The sequence below is a fragment of the Lonsdalea britannica genome (genome assembly GCF_003515985.1).
Lineage (GTDB): Bacteria > Pseudomonadota > Gammaproteobacteria > Enterobacterales > Enterobacteriaceae > Lonsdalea > Lonsdalea britannica.
The window spans coordinates 795,930-813,285 of sequence record NZ_CP023009.1 but is presented as its reverse complement, the minus strand read 5'-3'; the positions used below and the strand labels follow the sequence as shown (position 1 = coordinate 813,285).

The following is a 17,356-nucleotide window of genomic DNA, read 5'->3' as shown; positions in this document are numbered from 1 at the left end:
ATCATCACTAGCTTATGTCCGGACCCTGATTAACTGCGAAGGACATAACCTAGAATGAAACTCCGTTGGCTACTTCCCTTTCTGATTTCATCAGCTCTGCCGAGCTTTTCCCACGCACAGACGATATATCCCATCGACCGCGCGACGATGCCAGCGGGCGGTCGCTTCGACTTTAAAGTCGAATTCGACGAGGTGTTGAAGCCGGAAGATATCCGCATTCAAATTAACGGCCGCGATTACCAACAGGTGCTGGGCAAACAGGCCACATTTGTTGAACGTGAAGACGGCGCCCCCGTGTCCACCGTGTGGGTGCGCGATGTCGGTCTGGCGCAGGCGGGCCACTATGACGTCGAGGCGCAGGCCAAAGGCAAGACCGCCAAAGTGAGCTGGGAGGTTTATCCGGCCCCAGAAACGCGTAAGGCGAAGAACGTGATCCTGTTCATCGGCGATGGTCTGTCTGTCGCTCACCGGACCGGGGCGCGCATTCTGTCCAAAGGGATAACGGAAGGGAAGGCCGCCGGAAAGCTGGCGATTGACGATCTGCAATATATGGCGTTCGCCGGTACGTCCAGTACCGACTCCATTGCGGCGGACAGCGCCAATACCATGAGCGCTTATATGACCGGCCACAAATCCGGCGTCAACGCGATCGGGGTGTACGTCAGCCGCAGTAAAAATTCGCTCGAACATCCTAAACAGGAAACGTTGGGAGAGCTGGTGACCCGCTCGACCAACATGGCCCTCGGCATCGTCAGTGATGCGGAACTGGAAGATGCGACGCCGGCCGCCGTGGTGTCGCACACGCGTCGTCGCGCCGACAAGGCTGAAATCGCGTCCATGTTTTACGACGTCCAGCCGACGGTGATGCTGGGCGGCGGCTCCGCGTATTTCCTGCCAAAAAGCATTCCAGGCTCGAAGCGTAAAGACGATATTAACTACATCGAGAAATTCCAGCAGGCCGGTTATACGCTGGCGACGGATGCGAAGACGCTGAAGCAGAACGCCGCGACCGCCACCAAACTGCTGGGGCTGTTCCATACCGGCAACATGGACGGCGTGCTGGACCGTCGCTTCCTGAAAAACGACGTCGCCAGGAAATTCCCCCATCAGCCGGACCTGACTGACATGACGCAGGCGGCGCTGGATGTGCTGTCCAAAAATAAAGACGGCTTCTTCCTGATGGTGGAGTCGGCGCTGATCGACAAAGCCTCACATCCGCTGGACTGGGAGCGCGCGTTCTATAACACCATCATGCTTGACCAGTCTGTGGCGGTGGCGAAGAAATTCGTAGAAACCCATCCGGATACGCTGATCATCGTGACCGGTGACCACACACACGGTATCTCCATTATCGGTACGGTGGACGACAACAAGCCGGGAACCGAAATGCGTGAAAAGGTCGGCGTTTATGAAGAAGCGGGCTATCCGAACTATCAGGATGCCAACAAAGACGGCTATCCGGATGACGTCAACGTTTCCAAACGCCTGGCGGTCTTCTTTAACAACTACCCGGATTACTACGAAACCTTCCGTCCGAAGCTGGATGGCACGTTCGTCCCGTCGGTGAAGAATGAGAAAGACGAATACGTCGCCAATAAGGCCTACGCCTCTGTACCCGGCGCCGTACTGCGCGAAGGCATTCTGCCGCGTTCGGTGGATACCGGCGTGCACGCCGTGGACGACATGGTGATTCAGGCCAGCGGTCCCGGCGGCGAAGCCATCCGCGGTTATATGGATAACACCCAGCTGTTCCGGGTCATCGTCGATGCGCTCGCTATCGATGCCCGCAACACTACGAAGAAATAGCGTGTTATGTCACGGTTAACACGTTTTGCGGCGGGGCTGATGGCCCCGCTGTTCCTGCTTATTTTTTCCCTAAGCGTGATGCAGCCTGTGCGGGCGGCTTCGGTGCCTGAACTCTCGTTCGACAAACTGTATGCGTCGTTCGGCGTGCTGGGGGCCGAGTTTTCCAACGATGTGAAAACGCTGGCGGGCCAACGGGTGAAAATGCGGGGATTCATGGCGCCGCCGTTAAAGGCAGAAGCGCAGTTTTTCGTCCTGACCAAAATGCCGATGGCGCTGTGTCCGTTTTGTTCGTCGGATGCCGACTGGCCGGAAGACATCGTGGTGGTTTATCTCGGCAAGCGGCAGACCTTCGTGCAGAACAACACCATTATCGAGGTGGACGGCGTACTGGAATATGGGTCGTGGACCGATCCGGACAGCGGGTTCGTCAGCTTGTTACGTCTGCGCGATGCGCACTTCAAAACGCCTTAGGAGCCGATGGCGATGATACAGATGACGCAATTGCAGGTGAGGTTCCCCGATCTGCCGGAGCCGGTCCTGGACATTCCGCATCTTCATATTGCGGAAGGCGAGCGGGTCGCTATCGTTGGGCCGTCGGGATCGGGCAAAACGACCCTGATCAACGTCATGACGGGGCTGGACGGACGGGCCAGCGGATCGGTGCGGTGGGACCAACAGGAGTTGCTAACCCTGAGCGAAGCGGGCCGCGACCGCTGGCGCGCCCGCCATATCGGTTTGGTCATGCAGGACTTTCATTTATTTCCCGGTCTGTCGGCGCTGGAAAACGTCTTACTGCCTGCGCGCTTTCACCATTGGCGGATTCCCCACGCGCTGAAAATGCGGGCGGCGGAGCTGCTGGACCGCGTGGGACTGGATACCGGAAAGCGGGTGGTGGAACGACTGTCTCGCGGTGAAAAACAGCGGGTCGCGGTGGCGCGAGCGCTGCTGGGCGAGCCGGACATGATCGTCGCCGATGAGCCGACCGCCAGTCTGGATCGTCATAACGGCCAACAGATCGCCGAGCTGTTGATCGCGCTGGCGCGGGACACTCACACGACGCTGATCACGGTCACGCACGATCGTCAGCTCTCCGAGGGGATGGCGCGCTGCATCCGGCTGGAACAGGGGCGCATCGTGTCGGATGAGAAAAAGAAGGAGCAAACGGCATGATCCCCTGGACGTTATTAGGCGCTGATATGCGCAGGCTGTGGCCCGGTATGTTGGTCGTCATGCTGCTGATCGCGCTGGCGACGGCGCTGAGCATTGCGGTAAACCTGCAGGAGCGAGCGTTACAGCAAGGGAGCGCGCGTGCGGCGGATCGTTTCGATCTGGTGATCGGCGCGCCGGGCAGCGAAACGCAGCTGGTGCTGTCGTCGGTGTTTCTCCAGCCGTCGGCGTTGACGCTGATCCCGGCGGCGGTGCTGGACACGCTGGAGCATCATCCGCTGGTCGAGTGGGCTGCGCCGGTGGCGTTCGGCGATTTCTATCAGGGGATGCCGGTTGTGGGAACGACGGCCCCGCTGGTTACCGATAACGGCAAGCGAGCGCTCCAGAGCGGGCGGGTGTTTGAACAGGATTTCGACGCCGTTGTCGGTGCGCATACAGGCTTGAAACCCGGCGATACCTTTAGCCCGATCCACGGCCGCGTCGGTGAAAGCGGCGCGCACGCGCACGAGCATGTCCATTACACCGTTGTTGGCGTGCTGCCGGAAGACGGCAGCGCCTGGGATCGCGCCATACTGGTGCCGGTCACGGCGGTCTGGCGGGTGCATGGCATCGCCGTGCCGGGACATGAACACGACGAAGAGGGCGAACATCATCACGATGGCGACGAAGCGGAGGAGCATCACGCCGGGATGCCCGCGGGCGTACCCGCCATCGTGGTTAAACCGAAAAGCATTGCCGGGGCTTATCAACTGCGCGCCCAGTTCCGTACGGACAGCACGCTGGCGGTCTTTCCCGGCGAGGTTTTGGTGAAACTCTACGGCATTCTGGGGGATATCCGTCTGCTGCTGGATTACGTGGCGATGGGCACCCAGGGGCTGGTGGGCATTGCCGTCGCGATGGTCGCCGTGTTGCATCTGCATCAGCGCCGCAGACAGATTGGCGCGCTGCGCGCCTTTGGCGCACCGCGTTCCGGAATCTTTTTACTGGTCTGGTCCGGACTGATGCTGCTGGTCGGCGCAGGCATTCTAGCGGGCGTCGGGCTGGGCTATCTGGCGGCGAAAGCGATCGCCGTCGTGATGAGTGAGAAAAGCGGCTTTGTGCTGCCGGTCACGCTCGGCGAGGAGGACATTCAGTTCGCGCTGCTACTGCTGGTCATCGCGGCGGTGGTATTGACCGTTCCTGCGATGCTGTCCTGGCGACACTCTCCGGCGCAGGCGCTGCGGGAAGCGTAATTCGTCTTTCACGATCGCCCGTGTGGGCCGCATCGGTTTTCAGGAGGATGCGAGCGCTCGCCGGGCGATATTTTCTCATCTGACGTTCTCCTCTCCCTCACCGAAACCGATTCGTTCAACGAGCACGTTCAGGAAAACCTTCACATGCTGACGTACTCGCCGCCATCTCCGGGATATCATTTTCGACAACGGCACGATCATCAAGTCTTTGAAAGGCGGCCTGACGAGCAGTGTGGTGCGAGCGGCAATGAACCGATGCAGCGTGTTGCTACTGTGCGGGTTTGGATATGAGCCACGACGGGGCGTTTGGCATTGTCGCCGGCAAGCTGAAGCTGCCTTGCGTGATGGGACTAGGAGATTATAGGGGATTATTGACGACCCTGAACGCAGAGGGAGAACGCCTGTCGCGTGCTCCCTCTTAGTCGCGTTAGCGTTTTTTGAACGCCGCCGCCAGCGCGTCGCTCATCGCACTGTTGCCAGCCGATGTGCTGGCCGCACGCGGACGCGGTTTGTTGGCGGACGGTTTGCGCGGCTGCGCTGAGTCTTGACCGCCGCGACGCGCGCCGGTTTCTCCCGGCTGCTCATCCAGACGCATCGTCAGCGCAATGCGTTTACGCTGCAAATCCACTTCCAACACCTTCACCTTGACGATATCGCCAGCTTTGACCACCGTATGCGGATCTTCCACATAGCGGTTCGCCAGCGAGGAGATATGCACCAGCCCATCCTGATGAACGCCGATATCCACGAAGGCGCCGAAGTTGGTGACGTTGGTGACGGCGCCTTCCAAGATCATGCCCGGCAGCAGATCGTTCATCGTCTCTACGCCTTCGGCGAAGCTGGCGGTTTTGAACTCAGGACGCGGGTCGCGCCCCGGTTTTTCCAGCTCTTTGATGATGTCGGTCACAGTAGGAATACCAAAGCGTTCGTCGGTGAATTCGCTGGCTTTTAGCGAGCGCAGCGCCGTGGAGTCGCCCATCAGCTCCTGCAGTTTCTGCTCGGTGGCGGCCAGAATGCGTTCCACCACCGGATAGGCTTCCGGGTGAACCGTGGAGGCATCCAGCGGATTGTCGCCGTGGTTGATGCGCAGGAATCCGGCGCATTGTTCAAAAGCTTTAGGGCCGAGACGGCTGACTTTCAACAGTTGCGCACGGTTAAGGAAGCGGCCGTTCTCGTCGCGCCAGTTGACGATGTTCTGCGCCATCATGCGGGTCAGGCCCGCGACGCGGGTCAACAGCGGCACGGAGGCGGTATTCAGATCCACCCCGACGGCGTTCACGCAGTCTTCCACCACGGCATCCAGCTTTTTAGCCAGCAGCGTCTGGCTGACATCGTGCTGGTATTGGCCGACGCCGATGGATTTCGGTTCAATCTTCACCAGCTCGGACAGCGGGTCTTGCAGTCGGCGGGCAATGGAAACCGCTCCGCGCAGCGAGACATCGAGATTCGGGAATTCCAGCGCGGCCAGCTCGGAGGCGGAGTACACCGAAGCGCCCGCTTCGCTGACGATCACCTTCTGAGCGTTGATGGCCGGGAACTGTTTCTGGGTATCGAGGAAGAAACGCTCGGTTTCGCGTGAGGCGGTGCCGTTACCGATGGCGACCAACTCCACCTGATGCTTTATGCAAAGCGCAGCGACGCTGGCGGCGGCCTTCGCGGCCTGACCGGTATGCGGATAGATGGTGTCGGTCGCGACCAGTTTGCCGGTGGCGTCCACGACCGCGACTTTAACGCCGGTGCGCAGGCCGGGGTCCAGCCCCATCGTGGCGCGCATTCCGGCAGGCGCGGCCATCAATAGATCGTTCAGGTTGCGGGCAAACACGTTGATGGCTTCGTCTTCGGCTTTTTCGCGCACGCTGCTCATCAGCTCGGTTTCCAGATGCATCAACACCTTGATACGCCAGGTCCAGTTGACGACCGCGCGACGCCAGCCGTCGGCAGGGGCGTTGTTCAGCCGCAGGCCCAGATGGTCGATGATGATCTGCTCGCAGTAGCTTTCGCGCGGCGGTTCATCGAACTGTGGATCGGCGTTGAGCGCCAGTTGCAGAATGCCTTCGTTGCGACCGCGAAACATCGCCAGCGCGCGGTGGGACGGCACCTGCGCGATAGGCTCGTGATGGTCGAAATAGTCGCGGAACTTCGCGCCTTCTTCCTCTTTGCCTTCCGCCATCCGGGAGACCAGATGCGCGTTTTTCCACAGGTAGTCACGTACCTTCGCCAGCAGGGCGGCGTCTTCGGAGAAACGCTCCATCAGGATGTAGCGCGCGCCGTCCAGCGCGGCTTTGACGTCGGCCACGCCTTTGTCGGCGTCAATATAGGCTTCAGCGGCGTTTTCCGGCGTCTGGGACGGGTCGTTCCATAGGCTGTCCGCCAGCGGCTCAAGGCCCGCCTCGATAGCAATCTGACCGCGCGTGCGGCGCTTGGGTTTATACGGCAGGTAGAGATCTTCCAGCTCGGTTTTGCTGAGCGTGGTGCGAATGGACTGCGCCAAATCGTCGGTGAGTTTTCCCTGATCGTCGATGGATTTCAGAATAGTCTGGCGACGATCTTCCAACTCGCGCAGATAACCCAGCCGGGCTTCCAGCTGACGCAGCTGCGTATCATCCAGTCCGCCGGTCACTTCTTTACGATAACGGGCGATGAAAGGGACGGTATTTCCCTCGTCCAACAGTTGAACCGCAGCGCTGACCTGCTCGGTGCGGGCGCTCAGCTCCTGGGCGATGATATGGCTTAATGAGGCATTCATGAGGTTGATATCACTCGTCTTCAATTAAGGGGTGTAAAAGCTTGCGATAGTTATACGGATTGACGGCGAAAAATGCCAGCCGACGCAGACGCGGCGCGCCAGCGGGCTGCGGCGAACGTTTACCTGCATCAAAATTCCGCCAGATTGTTGTGACTTAACGCTGAATTAGCGTATTAATTGAACAAGGGGCAGCGATGCCATAATGATTTTAGACCGCCTACGCCAGTATGACGGGGTAAGTGCGTTCATTCGGTCGGGAGATTGAGGCATGACAGTAAAAACATCCACGCTGACGATGAGCGGGCAGGAGGAGATCACGCTGGAGATTCGCCGCGGCGTGATGGGAAGAGAGGCGGTGGATGTCCGCCCGTTGGGCGATAAAGATCTATGCAGCTTCGATCCCGGCTTCGCCAACACGGCAGGCTGCGAGTCCGCGATCACCTATATCGATCCTGTCGACAGCGTGCTGCTGCATCGTGGATTCCCCGTCGAACAGCTGGCGGAACAGTGCGATTTCCTTGAGGTCTGCTTTATCCTGCTGCACGGCGAAGCGCCTTCACGGAAGGAGTACGATGCCTTTTCGGAGACGATCACCCGTCACACGCTGATCCACGAGCAGATTAGCCGAATGTGCAGCGGCTTCCGCCGGGACTCTCATCCGATGGCGCTGATGTGCGCCGTCGTCGGGGCGCTGGCGGCGTTCTATCACGATGTGCTGAACGTGGAAGAACCCGAACACCGGGAACTGGCGGCCGTGCGGCTGCTCTCGAAGATGCCGACATTGGCCGCCATGAGCTACAAATATTCCATTGAGCAGCCTGCGGTTTATCCACGGAATTCGCTCTCTTATACCGCGAATTTCATGCACATGCTGTTCTCCATTCAGGCGGAAACCTATGAGGTGAACCCCGTCCTCGAACGGGCGATGAACCGTATTCTGATCCTGCATGCCGACCACGGGCAGTGTCCGTCGACGATGGCGGTCCGGGCGTCCGGGTCGTCCGGCGCCAACCCGTTCGCCTGTATCGCGGCAGGGCTGGCGTCCATGTGGGGGCCGCGACACGGCGGCGCGAACGAAGCCTGTATGCGAATGCTGGGCGAGATTAAAACGGTGGATCGCGTTCCTGAATTTGTGCGTCGGGCGAAGGAGGGCGGTAGCGCGATGCAACTGATGGGATTCGGCAACTCCGTGTATCACCATTTTGATCCCCGCGCGGCGATCCTGCGTAAAACCTGCTATGAAGTGCTGAATGAACTGGGGATGGCCGACGACTTGCTGCAGGTGGCGATGGAACTGGAGCATGTGGCATTGACCGATGCCTATTTCCTTGAGCATCGACTCTACCCCAGCGCCGATTTCTATACAGCGGTGATCCTCAAGGCGATGAAGCTTCCGCCAGCGATGTTCCCGGTCATTGCCGCCGTAGGGCGCACTAGCGGTTGGATCGCCCATTGGAAGGAGATGCATGAGCAGGGGCTGACCCTCTATCGCCCCCGGCAGGTGTATAACGGCCAGCCGCTGCGGGACTTCCGTTCCGCCTTAAACGACTGACCGTCTTGCGCTAGCGGCCCGCTAGCGCAGCCAGTTGGTTTTCGCCAGATCGATCACCTCGTCGCCGCGCCCGTTGATGATGGCGCGCAGCATGTACAGGCTAAAGCCCTTGGCCTGTTCCAGCTTGATTTCCGGCGGCATCACCAGTTCGTCCGTGGCGGTCACGACATCCAGCAGCACCGGGCCGTCGTGGGCGAAAGTCTCTTCCAGCGCGGCGTTCAGCTCGGACGCTTTCTCCACACGGATGCCCTTGATGCCGCAGGCGTTGGCGATGTCCGCGAAGTTGGGATTGTGCAGTTCGGTGCCATCCGTCAGATAGCCGCCCGCCTTCATCTCCATCGCGACGAATCCCAGTACGCTGTTATTAAACACCACGATTTTCACCGGCAGTTTGAGCTGCGCGACGGACAGGAAATCGCCCATCAGCATGGTAAAGCCGCCGTCGCCGCTGAATGACACCACCTGTCGGTTAGGATCGACCGACTGTGCGCCCAGCGCCTGAGGCATCGCGTTAGCCATCGAACCGTGGCTGAAGGAACCGATCAGGCGGCGTTTGCCGTTCATTTTCAGGTAACGCGCGGCCCAAACGGTGGGTGTGCCCACGTCGCAGGTGAAGATGGCGTCTTCGCTGGCATAGTGGCTGATTTGCTGGGCGAGATATTGAGGGTGGATCTCCTGTTTGTCGTTCGGCGTCGCCAGATCGTCCAGTCCTTTACGCGCCTCGACATAGTGTTTCAGCGCTTTATCAAGGAAGTGGCGGTCGTCCTTCTGATCCAGCAGCGGCAGCAGCGCCGTCAGGGTCGATTTGATGTCGCCCAGCAGCGCCATATCGACGCGGCAGTGGGAGCCGATGCTGCCGGGATTGATGTCGATCTGGATAATTTTGGCATCCGTCGGATAGAACGCGCGGTAGGGGAATTGGGTTCCCAGCAGCAACACCGTGTCGGCGTTCATCATTGCGTGGTAGCCGGATGAAAAGCCGATGAGCCCGGTCATGCCAACGCTGTAGGGATTGTCGTATTCGATGTACTCTTTGCCCCGCAGCGCGTGGACGACCGGCGCTTGTAGCGTGGCGGCCAACTGTACGACGTCATCGTGCGCATCCGCGCAGCCGTTGCCGCACATCAGAGTGATATTTTTGGATTCGTTCAACAGTTCGGCCAGCTTGTGCAGCTCGCTGTCCTCCGGCAGCACGCGCGGCGCCGGAATAGGATACCAATCCGTCGATGCGCCTTCGGGCGCAGGTTTCAGCGCGACGTCGCCGGGCAGCACAATCACCGACACCCCACGATTGAGGATCGCTTTGCGGAGGGCGATAGCCAGCACTTGCGGAAGCTGTTCAGGATTGGAAATCAGTTCGCAATAGTGGCTGCATTCACGGAACAGCTCCTGCGGGTGAGTTTCCTGAAAATAGTTGCTGCCGATCTCACTGGAAGGGATGTGCGCGGCGATGGCGAGCACCGGGACGTGGTTTCGGTGGCAGTCGAACAGTCCGTTAATCAGATGAAGGTTACCTGGGCCACAAGAGCCTGCGCAAACGGCCAGTTCTCCGGTCAATTGCGCTTCGGCGCCAGCGGCGAAAGCGGCGACCTCTTCGTGACGGGTGGGCATCCATTCGAGGGTGCCCATGCGGTTCAGGCTGTCGCTGAGTCCGTTCAGTGAATCTCCGGTGACTCCCCAAATACGTTTGACTCCGGCGCTTTCCAGCGTTTTTGCTACGAAATCGGCAACGGTTTGCTTCATAGGCTTTCGCTCCTTATGACAACGTGGGCATCTCTTCGATGGGCAGTATCTGTACAAAAAAGCGTAGATGAATAACGCGCCGCACGGGCGCGCTGGGATGGTCAAAATTGTGAACTGATGTTGTGATTGTCAGCCTGGCGTCAGGTGTCTGAGCGGTATATGTCTGAGCAAAAAGGAAAAGCACCGGGCCTGGGCAGGTAACCGAGTCCCTGTACCTGCTTTGTGTCTCGGTTAGCCCAGCGCGTCGGTTTTGTCGCTTGCTGGCGCGTCGTGGATCACGGGTTCCACAGCGAACGGCGCAATATAACGTTGGTAACGAGAGGGCTTAAGCTGCTGTAGGTCCACCAGCACCAGTCCGTCGATGCAGTTGTTGAAGTCCGGGTCGATACCGAAATCGATGAATTGTACGCCGCCGGTTTCACTGAGCTCGGAATACTGCTTGTAAAGCGTGGGGATCGCGCAGCCGAGGTTGTTGAGCATACTCTTGAGGCGCGTGAGGTCTTGCGGGTAGTCGTTCCCCTCGAACTGCTTCAGCACATCCGGCAACGATGCCGGGTAAGGGCGTCGCGAGCGAGCCAGCGGCTGACGCGGTGGGAAATACAGCCGATAGAACGCCACCAGCAGATCCCGGGCGGCAATGGGCAGCGTGCCGGAGAGTGACACCGGGCCGAACAGATAACGGTACTGCGGATAGCGCGCCACATAAGCGCCGATACCCAGCCACAGATATTCCAGTCCGCGCTTGCCCCAATACTTGGGCTGAATGAAGCTGCGTCCCAGCTCAATGCCGTTGGCCAGTATCGTCTCCATCTCGCTGCCGTACTGAAACAGATTATGGCTGTACAGCTGATGCGGATCCCGGTGGGCGGTGGTGGTGAAACGGTAGGCCCCCACGATATCCAGCTTCTCTTCATCCCAAAGCACCAAATGGAGATAGTGGTCGTCGAAATGGTCCAGATCGCGTCTCAGCCCACAGCCTTCGCCGACGGCGCGGAAGGCGATTTCACGCAGTCGGCCCAGTTCGCGCAGGATCGGCGAATAGTCTTCGTCTTTGCGCTGATAGAGATAAATCGTTTTACCGTCCGGGGTGGTGCCCAGCACGTCGCATTCGGTCAGCGCCTGTTTCAGCCGCGACCGATCTTCCGGCAGCGCGATTGGCTTCTCTCCGGCGAAGCAGCCCGGCTTGCCCTGACCTAAACGGTAGACATGGCGACGGAAACGAGCCGCCATATCGTTGGCCTGCCATTCACCCTGACTCCAGGTCGAGTAGGGGATTTGCGGGCCGATGCGCAGGCTTAATTTATTGCCGCGCTGATGAAACATCTCTCTCACCAGTAGCAGCGTGGATAACGGGCGATAAATCAGGGAGGAAAGGTAAAACAGTCCGCTGTTGCGGCCCTTGATGTGAATCGGAACAATCGGCGCGCGCGCTTTGGCCGCCATCCGGATAAATCCGCTGTGCCAGTGGCCGTCGCGAATGCCATGCAAACTGATGCGCGATACTTCTCCGGCCGGAAACAGAATGACGGCGCCATCCTGATTGAGATGATTTTGAATATTGGCGATTTGCTGACGGTTGGTGCGGTTACTGAAGTTGTCGACGGAGAAGAACAGCGATTTCAGCGGTTCTACGTAGGAAAGCAGCTGGCTGGCGACGATACGGACATCCGGCCTCACGCTGGCGACATGGCGCAGCAGGGCGAGTCCGTCCAGCGAGCCGATGGGATGATTCGCCACCAGAACCACCGGACCGTGGCTGGGGATGTTTTCCAAATCGCCTTCGACCATTTCACAGTTGAGGTCGAAATAGTCCAGTATCTCTTCTACCAGATCGAGCCCCCGTAGGTGGGGATTGCGTTGGGCGAACTGCTGCATTTCCTGCTCAAATAACAGCGTTCGTAATACCGTGCGTTGCCAGGTCGGCGTGTGTCTATGCGGAGCCAGATCCTGCAATAAGGTGTCTAAGCTGAACATATTCGGATCTCCATGATCAACAAGCGTCACGGTAAGTGATAAAAATGACACATATATTTCAGACTAGATTAAACCGGTAATTTTGCTTTTTCTGCGGCGTGCTGGGCGTTCTTTTATTGCCGAAAAAATAACGTGATTCAGCGGCGCAATATTGCGCGTTTTATTTCGCTGTCAGCGTAAATAACAGGTGTCGGCGACGTTGAAAAAAACGTTTTTCCGCGGAGAGAGGATTATTTTCTAACGTGAAACGGGCGTCGGGGAATTCATCGCTCAGGTACTTTATCGTTGGCGGTAGCGATGTCTTTTCACGCATCCGCCCGGCGAGAATATGTGGAAAGCGGATGCGTGTTAATGGCGCTACGGGGTTGTCGTACCATAGGCGATTTTATTGATGTACCAAGTTTTTCTCCCGGTCGGCGTCGGGACCTCCGCCTCTTCGTCGACGCTTTTTTTCAGCAGCGCCCGCGCCATCGGCGCATCGATGGAGATGTAGTCCTTGCGGCCGTAGATTTCATCCGGACCGACGATGCGGAACAGCTTTACGTCGCCGTCTTCGTTTTCTACCTCGACCCACGCGCCGAAAAAGACCTTGCCGTCCTGCTGCGGCGAGTAATCCACCACGCGCACTACCTGCAGACGCTTGCGCAGGTAGCGGACGCGTCGGTCGATCTCACGCAGTAGACGTTTGTTGTACTGGTAGTCGGCGTTTTCGCTACGGTCGCCCAGACTGGCGGCCCAGGCGACTTTTTCTGTGATTTCCGGTCGGCGCTCTTTCCACAGGTAATTGAGCTCCTGATGCAGGGACTCATATCCTTCTCGGGTAATAAGATCGGTTTTCATACGTCTCGGTTAAAAATCTATGTTATTAAATCTGGTGTTACGACGAATCGTCTATCAACGATAACGGAATTAATATTGTCTATATGTCATTATCTTCGAATATGGACAAAGGAAATGTTTGATTACAACGTATTTTTATATGGTTTGTAACAATTATGATTAGAATATATACCAGAAAAGATTGTCCAGTGTTTAACAAGTTTTGAACAATATCAACATAGGCGTTCATCCCGTCTTTGGAGAATAAAATGCAAGAGAATTACAAAATTCTGGTCGTTGATGACGATATGCGTCTGCGTGCGTTATTAGAACGTTATCTGACTGAACAAGGGTTTCAGGTACGCAGCGTCGCCAACGCGGAACAGATGGATCGTCTGCTAACGCGTGAGTCATTCCACCTGATGGTGCTGGACCTGATGCTGCCGGGCGAAGACGGCCTGTCTATTTGCCGCCGCTTGCGTAGCCAAAGCAACCCGATGCCGATCATCATGGTGACCGCGAAAGGGGAAGAGGTGGATCGTATCGTTGGGCTGGAAATCGGCGCGGACGACTATATTCCGAAGCCGTTCAACCCGCGTGAACTGCTGGCCCGTATCCGTGCGGTGCTGCGCCGTCAGGCTAACGAACTGCCGGGCGCGCCGTCTCAGGAAGAAGCGATTGTCGCTTTCGGCAAATTCAAGCTGAACCTGGGGACGCGGGAAATGTTCCGCGACGACGAGCCGATGCCGCTGACCAGCGGCGAGTTTGCCGTATTGAAAGCGCTGGTCAGCCATCCGCGTGAGCCTTTGTCTCGCGATAAGCTGATGAATCTGGCCCGTGGTCGCGAATACAGCGCGATGGAGCGCTCCATTGACGTCCAGATTTCCCGCCTGCGCCGCATGGTCGAGGAAGATCCGGCGCACCCGCGTTATATTCAGACCGTTTGGGGTCTGGGCTACGTCTTCGTCCCGGACGGCAGTAAGGCATGAGACGCTGGCGCTTCTCTCCGCGTAGCTCCTTCGCCCGTACGCTGTTGCTGATTGTCACCCTGCTGTTCGTCAGTCTGGTGACCACCTATCTTGTCGTGCTGAACTTCGCGATCCTGCCGAGTTTGCAGCAGTTCAACAAGGTGCTGGCCTATGAGGTCAGGATGTTGATGACCGACAAGTTGCAGCTGGAAGACGGTTCTACGCTGGAAGTGCCACCTGCCTTTCGGCGTGAGATCTACCGGGAGCTGGGCATTTCGCTGTACACCAATGCCGCCGCGGAAGAGAGTGGGTTGCGCTGGGCGCAGCACTATCAGTTTCTGAGCCAGCAGATGGCGCAGCAGCTGGGCGGCCCGACGGAAGTGCGGGTCGAAGTCAGCAAAAATACACCGGTCGTGTGGCTGAAAACCTGGCTGTCTCCCGACATCTGGGTGCGCGTGCCGCTGACCGAAATTCATCAGGGCGATTTCTCGCCGCTCTTCCGGTATACCCTGGCGATTATGCTGTTGGTGATCGGCGGTGCCTGGCTGTTTATCCGGGTGCAGAACCGACCGTTGGTGGAATTGGAACACGCCGCGCTTCAAGTCGGGAAAGGCATAATTCCGCCGCCTCTGCGGGAGTATGGCGCGTCCGAAGTGCGATCGGTGACCCGTGCGTTCAACCAGATGGCGGCAGGCGTCAAGCTTCTTGCGGACGACCGCACCTTACTGATGGCGGGCGTCAGCCACGATTTGCGAACGCCGCTCACCCGTATTCGTCTGGCGACGGAGATGATGGACAAAGAGGATGAGTATCTGGCGGAGTCGATCAATAAGGATATCGAAGAGTGCAACGCCATCATCGAACAGTTCATCGACTATCTGCGTACCGGTCAGGAAATGCAGATGGAGATCGCCGACCTCAACACTATTCTGGGTGAGGTGGTCGCTTCGGAAAGCGGTTACGAACGTGAGATCGACAGCGAGTTTTGGGACGGCGAACTGATGGTCAACGCCAGTCCTCTGTCTATCAAGCGCGCGGCGCTAAATCTGGTGGTCAACGCGACGCGCTACGGTAATGGCTGGATTCGTGTCAGCAGCGGCAGCGAACTTCAACGTGCCTGGTTCCAGGTGGAGGATGACGGCGAAGGCATCGCCCCCGAAGATCTCAAACATCTGTTTCAGCCGTTTGTCCGCGGCGACAGCGCGCGCAGCACCAGCGGCACCGGCCTGGGGCTGGCTATCGTGCAGCGTATCATCGATGCGCATCATGGTTCGCTGGAAGTGGGCAGTAGCGAACGGGGAGGACTGCTGGTCAGAGTCTACCTGCCGCTGACCTACGCCAGAACGGCGCTTGAACCCACCGCCGCGGATAATCTCCCCAGCGCGTAAAGTGCAGGTTTTTCCCCCTGTATCGCCGGTTTCCCGACCGGCGATACCTCAAGCGTATTTCGCTTCGTTAGGCTCGTTTCCCGGCTTATCCTTTCATTATCGTTAGGGCGTTCTTGAGCTTGGGAACGGCGTTATCTCCTTGCATCTGCTTTTCTTTTGCAAACCCCCTTCCGGAGATGCCACACCATCGCGTAGCTGGCCTACGTCGGGTACGGGGGATACTCGACGTTCCGCCGCCGTCTGTTGGGTAAAAAAAATGCCTGCGGTTGCAGGCATTTGTGATGGTTTAGCTTATGACGTATCAGATCTTCGGACCGGCGGCGACCAACGCGGCACCCGCCGGGGTATCGGTGTATTTGTCGAAGTTGGCGATAAAGCGTTGGGCCAGATCCTGGGCATTCGCTTCCCACTGAGTGGCGCTGTCATAGGTGTCGCGCGGATCCAGAATCGACGGGTCCACACCGGCGAGCGCGGTTGGGATAGACAGGTTGAAGATAGGCAACGTTTTCGTTTCCGCCTCTTCGATACTGCCATTCAGAATGGCGGCGATGATACCCCGCGTATCCTTGATGGAAATGCGTTTGCCCGTGCCGTTCCAACCGGTATTCACCAGATAAGCCTGTGCGCCGGAGGCCTGCATCCGTTTCACCAGCACTTCGGCATACTGCGTGGGATGCAGCGTGAGGAAGGCGGCGCCGAAGCAGGCGGAGAATGTCGGCGTCGGCTCTGTAATGCCGCGCTCTGTTCCAGCCAGTTTGGCGGTGAAGCCGGACAGGAAGTGGTATTGCGTCTGATCGGACGTCAGGCGAGACACCGGCGGCAGCACGCCGAACGCGTCAGCCGTCAGGAAAATCACCTTGGTGGCATGACCCGCTTTGGAAACCGGTTTAACGATATTCACAATGTGATCGATCGGGTAGGACACCCGGGTGTTTTCGGTTTTCGACCCATCATCGAAGTCGATGCTGCCGTCTGCGCGCACGGTCACGTTTTCCAGCAGCGCGTCGCGTTTAATCGCGCCGTAGATATCCGGTTCGGCTTCCTGCGAGAGCCTGATGGTTTTGGCGTAGCAGCCGCCTTCGAAGTTGAAGACGCCGTCGTCGTCCCAGCCGTGTTCGTCATCGCCGATCAGCTGGCGGTTTGGATCGGTGGATAGCGTGGTTTTACCCGTACCGGAGAGGCCGAAAAAGACCGCCACGTCGCCCGCTTCGCCGACGTTGGCGGAGCAGTGCATGGAGGCGATGCCTTTCAGCGGCAGCAGGTAGTTCATGATAGCGAACAGCCCCTTCTTCATTTCGCCGCCGTACCATGTTCCGCCGATCAGCTGGATGCCTTCGGTGAGGTTAAAGGCGACGAAGTTCTCCGAGTTCAGCCCTTGTTCCTGCCAGTGCGGATTGGTGCACTTGGCGCCGTTCAGCACGGTGAAATCGGGGACGAAGTCGCGCAGCTCTTCTTCGCTGGGACGGATAAACATGTTTTTCACGAAGTGCGCCTGCCAGGCGACTTCGGTAATGAAACGGACCTTCAGTCGGCTGTCGGGGTTAGCGCCGCAGTAGGCATCGACGACAAAAAGGCGTTTCCCGGAGAGTTGTTCGCCGACCAGTTGTTTCAACTGCAGCCAGACGTCCTGACTGAGCGGATGGTTGTCATTCTTGCCGGTGCCTTGATCGGCCCACCAGACGGTATCGCGGGTCATGTCATCACGGACGATATATTTATCTTTCGGAGAACGACCGGTGAAAATACCGGTGTTGACGGCGACCGCACCTAGCTCAGTTTCGATGCCGCGTTCATAACCTTCTAATGTAGGGGATGTTTCTTCTTCAAACAGTAAATCGTAGCTCGGGTTATAGACGTGTTCGCGGATATCGTGAATGCCGTAAGCGGAAAGCGCTTGTGACATCTGGCCGTTAATCTCCATGTGGCTACTCCTCAATGGGTATTGTCCTACTGCCTAATAG

At 58.2% G+C, this 17,356-nt stretch carries 12 protein-coding genes; 7 read left to right on the top strand and 5 right to left on the bottom strand.

Annotated features, from left to right (window positions below; all coding sequences use genetic code 11):
- Positions 1–54: 54 nt before the first annotated feature.
- The 4 genes from CKQ53_RS03870 to CKQ53_RS03855 are packed head-to-tail and all read left to right on the top strand — an operon-like array spanning position 55 to position 4,205.
- The gene (locus CKQ53_RS03870; RefSeq protein ID WP_094118632.1) at positions 55–1,806 is read left to right on the top strand and encodes an alkaline phosphatase; all 1,752 of its coding nucleotides are present in this window, start codon (positions 55–57) and stop codon (positions 1,804–1,806) included.
- Positions 1,807–1,812: 6 nt separating this feature from the next.
- Positions 1,813–2,277 carry a hypothetical protein gene (locus CKQ53_RS03865; RefSeq protein ID WP_085652856.1) on the top strand — a complete coding sequence of 155 codons (465 nt, stop codon included), beginning with the start codon at positions 1,813–1,815 and terminating at the stop codon, positions 2,275–2,277.
- A gap of 6 nt (positions 2,278–2,283) precedes the next feature.
- Complete coding sequence (locus CKQ53_RS03860) at positions 2,284–2,976, top strand: ABC transporter ATP-binding protein (protein ID WP_094118631.1); 693 nt, start codon at positions 2,284–2,286, stop codon at positions 2,974–2,976.
- Entirely contained in the window at positions 2,973–4,205 is a 1,233-nt protein-coding gene (locus tag CKQ53_RS03855; protein ID WP_094118630.1) for an ABC transporter permease, read from the top strand. Before CKQ53_RS03860 ends, CKQ53_RS03855 begins: the two co-directional genes overlap by 4 nt.
- 427 nt (positions 4,206–4,632) lie before the next feature.
- Here the strand turns inward: CKQ53_RS03855 and CKQ53_RS03850 are convergent, their stop codons facing one another.
- Positions 4,633–6,951: a Tex family protein gene (locus tag CKQ53_RS03850; protein ID WP_085652859.1), complete on the bottom strand. Its 2,319-nt coding sequence runs from the start codon at positions 6,949–6,951 to the stop codon at positions 4,633–4,635.
- A 268-nt stretch (positions 6,952–7,219) separates the two neighbouring features.
- Here CKQ53_RS03850 and CKQ53_RS03845 point away from each other — a divergent pair, with 268 nt between their 5' ends.
- Entirely contained in the window at positions 7,220–8,503 is a 1,284-nt protein-coding gene (locus tag CKQ53_RS03845; protein WP_118894662.1) for a citrate synthase, read from the top strand.
- Positions 8,504–8,524: 21 nt separating this feature from the next.
- Here CKQ53_RS03845 and poxB read toward each other — a convergent pair whose 3' ends face one another.
- The 3 genes from poxB to greB form a co-directional block, all read right to left on the bottom strand.
- Complete coding sequence (poxB, locus tag CKQ53_RS03840) at positions 8,525–10,246, bottom strand: ubiquinone-dependent pyruvate dehydrogenase (RefSeq protein ID WP_085652861.1); 1,722 nt, start codon at positions 10,244–10,246, stop codon at positions 8,525–8,527.
- Positions 10,247–10,477: 231 nt separating this feature from the next.
- Positions 10,478–12,220, bottom strand: a complete 1,743-nt coding sequence (olsF, locus tag CKQ53_RS03835; RefSeq protein WP_085652862.1) for a bifunctional ornithine lipid synthase OlsF — start codon at positions 12,218–12,220, stop codon at positions 10,478–10,480.
- 357 nt (positions 12,221–12,577) lie between these two features.
- A complete protein-coding gene (gene greB / locus CKQ53_RS03830) occupies positions 12,578–13,060 on the bottom strand; it encodes a transcription elongation factor GreB (RefSeq protein ID WP_085652863.1) in 483 nt (160 codons plus the stop codon).
- A 248-nt stretch (positions 13,061–13,308) separates the two neighbouring features.
- Between greB and ompR the strand changes: the two genes are divergently transcribed.
- Both ompR and envZ read left to right on the top strand, forming a co-directional pair.
- Complete coding sequence (gene ompR / locus CKQ53_RS03825; protein WP_026744242.1) at positions 13,309–14,028, top strand: osmolarity response regulator transcription factor OmpR; 720 nt, start codon at positions 13,309–13,311, stop codon at positions 14,026–14,028.
- Positions 14,025–15,395 (top strand): two-component system sensor histidine kinase EnvZ, encoded by a 1,371-nt coding sequence (gene envZ, locus CKQ53_RS03820; protein ID WP_085653846.1) that lies wholly within the window; start codon positions 14,025–14,027, stop codon positions 15,393–15,395. Before ompR ends, envZ begins: the two co-directional genes overlap by 4 nt.
- Positions 15,396–15,696: 301 nt before the next feature.
- Here envZ and pckA read toward each other — a convergent pair whose 3' ends face one another.
- Positions 15,697–17,316 carry a phosphoenolpyruvate carboxykinase (ATP) gene (gene pckA, locus CKQ53_RS03815; RefSeq protein ID WP_094118629.1) on the bottom strand — a complete coding sequence of 540 codons (1,620 nt, stop codon included), beginning with the start codon at positions 17,314–17,316 and terminating at the stop codon, positions 15,697–15,699.
- Positions 17,317–17,356: the final 40 nt, after the last annotated feature.